Source organism: Lysobacter sp. TAB13 (assembly GCF_052113885.1).
Taxonomy (GTDB): Bacteria; Pseudomonadota; Gammaproteobacteria; order Xanthomonadales; family Xanthomonadaceae; genus Lysobacter; species Lysobacter gummosus.
The window spans coordinates 1-10,643 of the sequence record NZ_JBFRDR010000042.1 but is presented as its reverse complement, the minus strand read 5'-3'; the positions used below and the strand labels follow the sequence as shown (position 1 = coordinate 10,643).

Here is a 10,643-nt window from a genome sequence, read left to right as displayed (position 1 = left end):
GGCCGCGGCCGGTCGCGCCGGCGCCAGYGCCGGCGCATCTTCGGCCCGGGCCGCGCCCAGGCTCAGCACCAGGACGGCCAGGGTCCCGGCCAATGCGCTGCGTGTGACCAACCAATTGCTCATTACCGCCCTCGCCTTCGGTCAATGAAGGCGCGATGGTAAGCAGTCCCTTGGTCACCGCTGTGGCGTCGCGGCACAGGCAAGACAGATTCGATTCAGTTCCGCGGCGCCTGCCGCGCGGATCGCCGCCGCGGGCGAGGCGAAATATTTTTCGCCGGCGTGTCGATCCGGCTCACGCCGGTTCGTCGTCCTTACAAGAGCGCGGTGCTGCGATCGGCTTGAACCCCAAGCCCGCCCGCCGCATCGACCTAACGACAACGACAGGAGAAACACTCATGCGCTTCATGATGCTGATGATTCCGCAAGGCTACGAATCGGCCGAACCCGGCAAGCTGCCCAGCGCCGAACAGATCTCGACGATGATGGCTTACAACCAGCAGTTGCAAGACGCCGGCGTGCTGATCTCGCTCGACGGCCTGCATCCGCCGTCGATGGGCGCGCGGGTCAGTTTCCGCGGCGGCCAGCCCACGGTCACCGACGGCCCCTTCCCCGAGGCCAAGGAAGTACTCGGCGGATACTGGATACTCAACGTGGCTTCGCGGGATGAGGCCATCGCCTGGGCCAAGCGCTGCCCGGGCTCGGACAGCGAGACCATCGAGATCCGCCAGGTCATGGAAATGGAGGATTTCCCCGACGACGTGCAAAAGTCGGTCGGGTGCCTGGAATCGCCGCAAGGCCGCTGATCGCGGCATCGTTCACTTACCCGAACCTCAGGACGCCTCGCCATGTTGCAGATCATTCTTCTCGCCATCGCCGCGCTCATCGTGTTGTTCCTGGCTGTGGCGGCGATGCGGCCATCGGATTTCCGCGTCGAGCGCAGCATCGTCATCGACGCGCCGCCCGGGGCCGCGTTCGCCCAGGTGCAGGATTTCCATCGCTGGCCGCAGTGGTCGCCGTTCGAAAACGTCGATCCCAATCTGCGCCGCAGCTACGAGGGCGCCGAGTCGGGCGAAGGCGCGATCTACTCCTGGGTCGGCAACAAGGACGTCGGCGAGGGCCGCATGCTGATCCTGGAAACCCGCCCGGACCAGTACATCAAGATCCAGCTGGATTTCCTCAAACCCTTCGAAGCCCACAACCTGGCCGAATTCACCTTCACGCCGGCCGGCGCGCGCACCGAGGTGACCTGGGCCATGAGCGGCCGCCACAGCTTCCTGTTCAAAGCGATCGGCATCTTCATGAGCATGGACAAGATGGTCGGCGGCATGTTCGAAAAAGGCCTGCGCGACCTCAAGCAGCTCAGCGAGAACTCGTTCGCGCAATAAGCCGGCGCGAACCCGCGTAAACAAAAAGGCCGCCGGAACATCGGCGGCCTTCGTGTTTGTGCAACGGCGACCGCGGTTTCAGGCCACTTCGCGGCCCGCGGCGGTCTGCCAGATTTCGTACCAGTCCTGCGCGCTCAGCTGAATCGTCAGCGCCTGCACCGCATCGCGCAGGCCCTGCACGCGGCCGCTGCCGGTGATCGGCCACGGCCGCGAGGGATGCCGCAGCAGCCACGCATACGCCATCGTCGCCACCGACGCGCCGCCGTGGCGTTCGCCCACCGCCGCCAGCACCTCGCGCACCTGCCGGGCGTGGGCGTCGGCGTCGTCGAACAAGCGCCCGCCGCCGAGCGGCGACCAGATCATCGGCCGCATCGCCAGCGCCTGGCATTGTTCCAGCGTGCCGTCGTCGAGCGGCGGCAGATGCAGCGGCGACAGCTCGATCTGGTGCGTGGCCAGGCGATGGCGCGAGTTCAACAACGCCAACTGCGCCGGCGTGTGGTTGGACACGCCGACATGCAGCACCTTGCCGGCGGCCTTCAGGTCTTCGAAGGTGCGCGCCAAGGCATCGGCGTCCATCAGCAGATCCGGGCGATGGATCAGCAGCAGATCGAGGCGATCGGTGTTCAGCGCGCGCAGCGAGTTCTCGACCGAAGCCAGCACGTGTTCGCGCGAGCTGTCGTAGGACTTGATCCGGTGCTCGGGCCGCTGCGCCGAGGTCAGCTTGATCCCGCACTTGCTGACGATCCTGATGCGATCGCGCAAGGATGGCTCGGCCGCCAGCGCTTCGCCGAACAACGCCTCCACCCGGTAGTCACCGTAGATATCGGCGTGATCGAAGCTGTCGATGCCCAGCGCCAGGGCCTGATGAATCCAGTCCCGGCGCTGATCGACATCGAAGTTCCATTCGGCCATGCGCCATACGCCGGCGACGATGGGCGACAGTTGCAAGGCGGGCGTGTCGGTTTCGGTATGGGCGGGCATGGCGAGGGCGCGGATCGGGGGATCCCAGTCTATCCTGCGGCCTCAGCCGGCCAATGCGGCAATGGCCTCGATCTCGAACAACATCCCGTCCAACGCCAGACGCGGCACCGGAATCAAGGTGCAGGCCGGGCGGTGATCGGCGCCGAACGCCGCGGCCAGTTCTTCGCCGAACACGTGCAGGCGCTCGTGGCTGTGATCGACCACCAGCACGGTCAGCTTGACCACGTCGCGCGGGCCGGCGCCGGCCGCGGCCAGGGCGGTGATCAGGTTGGCCATGGCCTGGCGCACCTGCGCGCGGAAGTCGGGATCGAGCGCGCCGTCGGCGGTTTCTCCGCCCTGCCCTGCGACCAGGAGCCAGCGCGCGCCGGCTTCGACCTGGGCCAGATGCGAATAGCCGTTGGGCGCGGGGTCGTACAAGCCGGCGGGATTGCTGAGGGCGAAGACCGGCCGGGGTGATGCGAGGTTCATGCGGATTCCTTGCGAATGGGGGATGGCGATGCGGCGATGCGGACGCGTCGATGCGCGTATCCGAATCGCTCACCACGGTACGACGATCCACCCCGCGCCGCTGTGACATGCCGGCCGCGAAGAAATTTTCGCTCAGGCCTCGCCGCTTCCCGCGGGCAAGGCGAATACCTCGCTCAATGCGCGCGGCATCGCGATGGCATAGCCCTGGGCCTTGTCGATGCCCAGCGCGCGCACCAGTTCCAGGGTCTGGGTGTCTTCGACATGTTCGGCGACCGTGCGCGCGCCGATCTGGTGCGCGACCGCGTTGATCGAGGCGATGATGGTGCGGTCGACGTCGTTGTGCACCGATTCGCGCACGAAGCTGCCGTCGATCTTGATCGTGTCCACCGGAAACCGGCGCAGATAGCCGAACGAGCTCAGGCCGGCGCCGAAGTCGTCCAGGGTGATGCCGCAACCGGCCTGACGCGCGTGTTCGATGAAAGCGCTGGCGGTGGACAGGTTGTCGATCAGCGCGGTTTCGGTGATTTCCAGGCTCAGCCGTCCCGGCGCCAGCGCGGCGCGGCGCAGTTCGTCGCGCAGGAACGGCCACAGCCTCGGATCGCTGAGCGAGTTGGCGGACAGGTTCACCGACAGCGAAATATCCGGAGTCGCACGCAAGGCTCCGATGTAGTCGCGCAGCAAGGTGCCCACCACCCAGCGGTCCAGGTCGATCATCAACCCGTAGCGCTCGGCCGCCGGCACGAACTGCGCCGGCTCGATGATCGCGCCTTGCTCGTCGCGCATGCGCAGCAGGATTTCGTAATGGCGCTGCGGGCCCGGATGCGGGCCGAGCTCGCGGATTTCCTGCGCGAACAACGAGAACCGGTTCTCGGCGATGGCGTCGCGGAAGCCGGACACGATCAAGTTCTCGCGGCGATAGCGTCGGGCGCTGTTGCTGGTGCCTTCGTAGACCATGACCTGGCCGCGGCCGGCGGACTTGGCCGCGTAGCAGGCGGCGTCGGCCTGGCTCATCAGATCGTCCGGCGCCGGCGATTCGACCGCCACGCTGGTCAGGCCGATGCTCGCGCCGATCTCGTGGCGGCGGCCGTTCCAGCGAAAATCCAGGGCGCCGATCTCTTCGACCAGATGCGCGGCCACGCTCTCGCCGCGGCGCAGGTCGCAGTTGCGCAGGAGCAAGGCGAATTCGTCGCCGCCGATGCGCGCGATCAGGTCGCTGTCGCGGGTGCGGCGTTTGAGCAGTTGGCCGATCTCGCGCAACAACGCATCGCCAGCGGCGTGGCCGGCGCTGTCGTTGACGATCTTGAAGCGGTCCAGATCGATGAAGCCCAGCACATGGCCGGAACTGAGCCCTTGCGCATCGGTGGTGGCCCGGCGCAGTTCGCGTTCGAACATCAGGCGATTGGGCAGGCCGGTCAGCGCATCGTGATTGGCGCTGTGGGCCAGATCGCGCTGCAGGGCGCGGGCGCTGCTGACATCGCGCAGGGTCAGCACCGCACCGATCACCTGCCCGGAGGCGGTGTGCAGCGGCGACGCGCCGCCGTGCACGGCGATCTGCAGGCCCTGCGCGTCGGTGACCACCGCGCCCTCGGGCAGCGGCACCGCGGCCAGACGGATCAGGCATTCGGTGACCGGATCGATCGGCGCGTCTTCGCCGCTTTCGCTGCTCAAGTTCAGGATCGCCGCCAGCTGATGGCCGACCGCGCGTTCCTGGGCCCAGCCGGTCAGCTGCTCGGCGGCCAGATTGAGGAAGGTGATGTGGCCCAGCGAATCGGTGCACACCACCGCGTCGCCGATCGAGCGCAGGGTGATGCGCATGCGCTCTTTTTCTTCGAACAACTGCGCTTCCAGGTGCTTGCGTCCGGTGATGTCCCAGTTCAAGCCGATCAGGCGCATCGGCCGGCCGTCGCCGTCGCGCACCACCCGCGCCAACGCGCGGATGTGGTGCACCTCGCCGGTGTCGCGGTGATGGATACGGAAGTCGGTGTCGATCGCGCCGCCGTGCTGCAGCGCGCGCTCCACTTCCGCCGCCAGCCGCTGCGCGTCGTCGGCCAGCAGGCACTCCAGCCAGGTCTGCAGGCTGCCGTCGTAACTGCCCGGCGCCAGCCCGTACAGCGCGTGCATGCGCTCGTCCCAGTCCTGCGCGCGGCTGGCGACATCGAGTTCGAACACGCCGATGCCGCCGGCGCCGACCGCCAGTTGCAGGCGCTCGGTCATCAGCGCGAGTTCGTGTTCGGTTTCCTTGCGCGCGCTGACGTCGAGCACCACGCCGACGCAGCGCGTGGGCGGCTGCACGCCGTCGCGGAACAAGGTCGCCACGCTGTGCAGATGGCGCACGCGACCGTCGGGCTTGACGATGCGGTATTCGATATCGACCTCGCCGCCTGCGCCGACGCTGTGCGCCCACTGCGCGGCGACGCGCGCGCGGTCGTGCGGATGGATCGAATCCAGCCATCGTTCCGTCGACAACTGGAACACCTGCCAGGTGTCGCCGTCGGCGACGTCTTCGTCGCGATCCAGCCCTTCCGGCGCCTGCACCGGTTGCAGGCCGAAGATCGCGAACACTTCCGGATTCACCCGCGCGAAGCCGCTGGGCAGTTGCATGTCGTACATGCCGATATGGCCGGCGCCGGTGGCCAGTTCCAGGCGCCGCTTCGCTGTCGCCAACTGCTGCTGCGCCAGCTTGAACGCGGTGACGTCCAGATTGACGCCCATCGCCCGCAACGCGCGGCCGTCCTCGCTCCACTCCACGATCTTGCCGCGGCTGTGGATCCAGCGCCAACCGCCGTCCTTATGGCGCCAGCGCAGCACCGTGTCGGCCTGGTCGATCGCGCCGTGGGCGGCCTCGTGCAGCAGGCTCATCAATTGCCCGCGGTCGTCGGGATGCGACAGCGGCAGCCAATGCAGCATGTCTTCGCCGATCTCGTCGATCTGGTAACCCAGCAACGCGCTGAGCCGTCGCGAGCTGGACACCTGATTGCTGACCGGATCCCACTCCCAACTGTCCAGGTCGCCCGAGTCCAGCAGCAGGTCGAGCCGGCGCCGGCTGGCCGCCAGTGCGCGCTCGGCCTGGCGCAAGGGGCCGGCGTCGAGCAACTGCAGCAGGTGCGCGCCGGATTCGTCGCCCGGCAGCGGCGTCAGCACGGCGTGGGCCCACAGGGTTTCGCCGTCGATGCGGCGCCAACGCAAAGGTTCGTCGGTCGCATCGATCGGCGGCGGGTTCGCGGCCGGCTGCAACAACGCGGCCAGACCGTCGCGGCTTTCCGCCGCGATCAACTCATCCAGGCTCAAGCCGGCGGCGGCCTCGGGCGCGATGGCGAGGTATTCGGAAAAACACGGATTGGCGAAAACGATGCGGCCGTCGCCGTCGATCACCGCCAGACCGATGCGCGCCGCGGCCACCAGATCGGCCTGCCGTGACGGCCTGCGATCCGGTCCATGGGGATCGGCGGCGGTGGCGGCTCGCGGATCCCGGCTGTCTGTCGTCATGTGCAACCCACTTCCCGGTCGGACCCGCGCCTGGACCCGAGCGACGGTCTGTTCCCGCCGGCCGTTCGTGAAACATGACGCGGTCGGCGCCCTGACCGCAGATTGCGGCATGGCGCGTGAAGATGCGACACGACACGGGTGAATGGGGCGCGGCGGCGAACCGCCGGCGAACGGCGCCGATCGTCCGCCTAACGCGGAGCGATCGTGGCCGGCGTCGAAACTCCGACGCAGTGCTTGTTGCAAACGTGAAACACGCCGTGTTCCTGGGCCCGGCAGCCGCCCGACGGTAAGAATCGGACGCATCGCGGCTCCCAAGCGAAGCCGCCGATGACCGTCGTCAAGCGCCGGGCGAACCGCATGCGCCGCATCACAAGTGCGCAGGCGGCCGATGCCAGCGCTGCGCTCAAACCGCCGCTTCTTCCTCCCCGCTGGCCAGCGCGAAGCTCTCGTCGAGCCAGCCGGCGACGCCGCCTGCCATCAGCTTGACCGCGTAGCCCAGCTCGGCCAGCCGCGCGCGAACGTGGCTGAAACGCAGCAGCGCGGCGCAATGAGCGCGCGCACTGGAACCGATCGCGATTACCGTCACGGATCGGCAACTGCGCTGTCCGTCGCCGCCGGCTTTGCCCGTGGACCGCTAATGGGCCGCGTCCTCGCGCCGCCCGATCTCCAGCTTCCGCCAGGATGGCATGCCGCGAGCGGCCGCCCTGGCCGTGCGCGGTCTGCTATCGCGCGGGCGCCCCACCGTCCACGGAGCCCCCATGAGCACCTTCACCACGCGCGCCGGCATCGAGCTGTACTACAAGGATTGGGGCAGCGGCCCCGCGGTGGTGTTCTGCCACGGCTGGCCGCTGACCGCCGACAGTTGGGAAGCGCAGATGTTCTTCCTGGCCGGCAACGGTTTTCGCTGCATCGCCCACGACCGCCGCGGCCACGGCCGTTCCGCCCAGCCCTGGGACGGCAACGACATGGATCACTACGCCGACGATCTGGCCGAACTGATCGAACACCTGGACCTGCGCGATGCGAGCGTGTTCGGTTTCTCCACCGGCGGCGGCGAAGTGGCGCGCTACATCGGCCGTCACGGCACCGCGCGGGTCGCGAAAGCCGGACTGATTTCGGCGGTGCCGCCGCTGATGCTCAAGACCGAGCGCAATCCCGGCGGCCTGCCCATCGAGGTGTTCGACGGCTTGCGCGCGGCCTCGCTCACCGACCGTTCGCAGTTGTACAAGGATCTGGCCGCCGGCCCGTTCTTCGGCTACAACCGGCCCGGCGCCAAGCCCTCGCAGGGCGCGATCGACTGGTTCTGGGTGCAGGGCATGGCCGGCGGCCACAAGAACACCTACGACTCCATCTCCGCGTTCTCGGCCACCGATTTCACCGAAGACCTGAAGAAATTCGACGTGCCGACCTTGATCGTGCACGGCGACGACGATCAGGTCGTGCCGATTGACGCCGCCGGCCGCGCTTCGGCCAAGTTGATCAAGAACAGCAAGCTCATCGTCTACCCGGGCGCGCCGCATGGATTGACCGACACCCACAAGGACCGGCTCAACGCCGATCTGCTGGCGTTCTTGCAAGGTTGGAAGCCGAGGCCGGAGAACCTATCCGGCCGCTGACCGCCGCCACGGCAATCACCGGCGCCTGACTCAAGGCGCCGCCGGCTTGCGCGCCTGCAACTGCCGCTCCAGGTCGCGCTCGAAGGCTTCGCTTTCGGCCAGCTTGCGGTCGATCTGCGCCATCGACAGCCAGCGTCCCTGCGCGAACACGCCGTCGATCTTCGCCACGTTCTGGATATCGGCCAGCGGATCGGCGTTGAGCAAGACCAGGTTCGCGCGTTCGCCCTCGCGCACCGCGCCGCTGCCGGCGCGCGGGTCGAACAGGCGATGGGCGTTGATCGAGGCCGCGCGCAGCACTTCCACCGGCTTGAGGCCGATCTCGCGCAGTTCGATCATTTCCTGTTGCGCCGACACGCCGAACGGCAGCCCGGGCAAGGGCGCGTCGGTGCCGACGGTGAAGCCGACCCCGCGCTTCCACAACTCGCGCGTGAGCACGCGGCCGAAGTCGTAGCCGGCCGAGAATCGGTCGGCGTTCTGCTGATCGCGGAAGGCCTGGCTCAGATAGCGGTTGGCCGGCGGCGCCCATTCCCGGCGGGTGACCGGATCGACCAGTTTCAGCCACTCGCCCGACACCGGCGGCACTTCGCGCTGCACGTACATGCCGACGATGGTCTTGAGCGTGATCAGGCCCGGCGATACCGACATGCGGCTATCCACCATCGCCTGCGCCAGCGCGTCGATGTCCTTCGGCGCCAGATCGCTGCCGAAACGGGCGAACCGCGCCAGCTCTTCGATGTGGGCGACATTGGTCATCGGGTGAGCGAAGGCGAAGTCGCGATCGGCGCAGCTGTCGCAGCCCAGTTCCGGCAGATGACCGGTGGTGATGAAGCCCTGGCGCTTGGCTTCCTCGACCACGGCCAGATAGGTTTCGCGATTGAGGAACTGATACGGCTTGATGAAATCGTAGCCGCGTTCGCGCGCGCGGCGCACCGCGGTGACGCCGTCGGCGGCGGTGGTCGGCGCCTCGGGCTTCGACGCCGGCACCGCGCCCTCGGGCTTGGCCATGACCGCCGCGCGCGGGCCGTTGATGAGCTTGCCGACATACAGCTTGGGCCCGTCGATACGGCCGGCGTCGATTTCGCCGCGCAGCCACAGCAGGTCGTCGTCGCTGCTCACGCTGCCGCCCAGATTAGCCGCGCCGGTGACGCCGGCCTTGAGCAGGCTCAGCATTATCTGGCGGTCGTAGCGATGGTCGCGGCCCAGATCCAGGCCGGACAGCGTCGCGTCCTTGCTGCCGCGAATCGCGCCCTCGGTGGCGATGTGCAGGTGCGCATCGACGAAACCGGGCACCAGGAACTTGCCGCTTCCGTCCAGCACCGTCGCATCCTTGACCTTCGCCATCGCGCCGGGCGGCAGAATCCGCGCGATCTTGCCGTCGCGGATCACCAGCGTGCGATGCGCCAGCACTTCGTCGGTATCGGCCGGAATCACGGTGACATCGCGGACCACCCAGCTGCCGGCGGGCTCGACGGACGCTGCGGCCGGCGGCGCCGTCGCGGTTGTGGCGGCCGCCGTTGCCGGCGCCACGCCCAAGACCATGCCCAGCAGATAAGCGATCATTCCTGTCTCCCACTCGTGAGGTGTCGATGATAAGCACCGGCGGCGAAGCCGCGGCGGCCGGAACCGGGCGGCGCGCTCGCAGCGTCCGCCCTCAACAGATGCGCGTGGTTGCGCTATGGTTGAAAGCCCCGCCGCAATCGTTGTTGCCCCGTGCGACCGCACCGGCGGGCGCGGCGCGCGCGATCGCGGCGCCGGCTCCCGATTCAGAGTCTCGAACATGAAACAGAACATCGTCGTATTCACCGGCGCCGGCGTCAGCGCCGAAAGCGGCCTGAAAACCTTCCGCGACATGGGCGGCCTGTGGCACGAGTACCGTCTGCAGGACGTGGCCTCGCCGCAGGCGTTCGAGCGCGACCCCGCCACCGTCCTGCGTTTCTACAACGAGCGCCGCAAGGCCGTGCTGGCCGCGCGTCCGAACGCCGCGCACGAGGCGGTCGCGCGGCTGGAAGACAAGTACAACGTCGTCGTCATCACGCAGAACATCGACGACCTGCACGAGCGCGCCGGCTCCACAAACGTGATCCACGTGCACGGCGAAATTCTCAAGGCGCGCAGCAGCGCCGACGAATCGCGCATCTACACGCTCAAGGGTCCGCTGATCGAGATCGGCGATCTGTGCGAACTGGGCAGTCAGCTGCGCCCGGACGTGGTCTGGTTCGGCGAAGGCGTGCTGCACCTGGAGCAGGCGGCGCAGCATTTCTCCAACGCCGACAAGGTGCTGGCGATCGGCACCTCGCTGACCGTGTTCCCGGCCGCGGGCCTGGTCGATTACGCCCCGCCCACCGCCGAGCGTGTGTTCGTATCGCCGGAATTGCAGGAGGTGCCGCGTTATTACCGGTTCCTGCAGGGCACGGCGGTGGAGACGGTGCCGCCTTTGGTGGCACAGTGGTTGTCGCAGTGAGTCGTCTGCACGCGCTTCGCCGCGCCATTGCTGTTGCTCTTGCTGGGTTTTTGCCCTGGTTCTGGCTTGGCGGCGCAAGTATCTCGCGATAGCAAAAGGACACCCGAAGGGCGGCGCACATGGACGTGCGCCGGGTCCCACCTTGGGCAGGATGCCCAATGTGGGACCTGCCTGCGCAGGCACCGCACTCGTGGCTTTTGACTCGAAACAGCCCAAAGCGTTTTCTTTGGTTACTTTCTTTGTCGC

9 protein-coding genes are annotated in these 10,643 nt (G+C 67.8%); 4 read left to right on the top strand and 5 right to left on the bottom strand.

Annotated features, from left to right (window positions below):
* Positions 1-395: 395 nt before the first annotated feature.
* Positions 396-803 carry a YciI family protein gene (locus AB4Y92_RS24975; protein WP_441822069.1) on the top strand — a complete coding sequence of 136 codons (408 nt, stop codon included), beginning with the start codon at positions 396-398 and terminating at the stop codon, positions 801-803.
* 42 nt (positions 804-845) lie between these two features.
* Complete coding sequence (locus AB4Y92_RS24970) at positions 846-1,385, top strand: SRPBCC family protein (protein WP_441822068.1); 540 nt, start codon at positions 846-848, stop codon at positions 1,383-1,385.
* Positions 1,386-1,463: 78 nt separating this feature from the next.
* Here the strand turns inward: AB4Y92_RS24970 and AB4Y92_RS24965 are convergent, their stop codons facing one another.
* From AB4Y92_RS24965 to AB4Y92_RS24950, 4 genes are all read right to left on the bottom strand, one after another.
* Positions 1,464-2,366 carry an aldo/keto reductase gene (locus tag AB4Y92_RS24965; RefSeq protein ID WP_441822067.1) on the bottom strand — a complete coding sequence of 301 codons (903 nt, stop codon included), beginning with the start codon at positions 2,364-2,366 and terminating at the stop codon, positions 1,464-1,466.
* Positions 2,367-2,408: 42 nt separating this feature from the next.
* Positions 2,409-2,834, bottom strand: a complete 426-nt coding sequence (locus AB4Y92_RS24960; protein WP_441822066.1) for a RidA family protein — start codon at positions 2,832-2,834, stop codon at positions 2,409-2,411.
* A gap of 132 nt (positions 2,835-2,966) precedes the next feature.
* On the bottom strand, positions 2,967-6,320 hold the full coding sequence (locus AB4Y92_RS24955; protein WP_441822065.1) for an EAL domain-containing protein: 3,354 nt from the start codon (positions 6,318-6,320) through the stop codon (positions 2,967-2,969).
* Between the two features lie 403 nt (positions 6,321-6,723).
* Positions 6,724-6,906: a hypothetical protein gene (locus AB4Y92_RS24950; protein WP_441822064.1), complete on the bottom strand. Its 183-nt coding sequence runs from the start codon at positions 6,904-6,906 to the stop codon at positions 6,724-6,726.
* Between the two features lie 172 nt (positions 6,907-7,078).
* Here AB4Y92_RS24950 and AB4Y92_RS24945 point away from each other — a divergent pair, with 172 nt between their 5' ends.
* Positions 7,079-7,936 (top strand): alpha/beta fold hydrolase, encoded by an 858-nt coding sequence (locus tag AB4Y92_RS24945; protein ID WP_441822063.1) that lies wholly within the window; start codon positions 7,079-7,081, stop codon positions 7,934-7,936.
* A gap of 30 nt (positions 7,937-7,966) precedes the next feature.
* Here AB4Y92_RS24945 and AB4Y92_RS24940 read toward each other — a convergent pair whose 3' ends face one another.
* Positions 7,967-9,496 (bottom strand): amidohydrolase family protein, encoded by a 1,530-nt coding sequence (locus tag AB4Y92_RS24940; RefSeq protein WP_441822062.1) that lies wholly within the window; start codon positions 9,494-9,496, stop codon positions 7,967-7,969.
* 217 nt (positions 9,497-9,713) lie between these two features.
* Between AB4Y92_RS24940 and AB4Y92_RS24935 the strand changes: the two genes are divergently transcribed.
* The gene (locus AB4Y92_RS24935; RefSeq protein WP_441822061.1) at positions 9,714-10,397 is read left to right on the top strand and encodes an SIR2 family NAD-dependent protein deacylase; all 684 of its coding nucleotides are present in this window, start codon (positions 9,714-9,716) and stop codon (positions 10,395-10,397) included.
* The last annotated feature ends 246 nt before the right edge of the window (positions 10,398-10,643 follow it).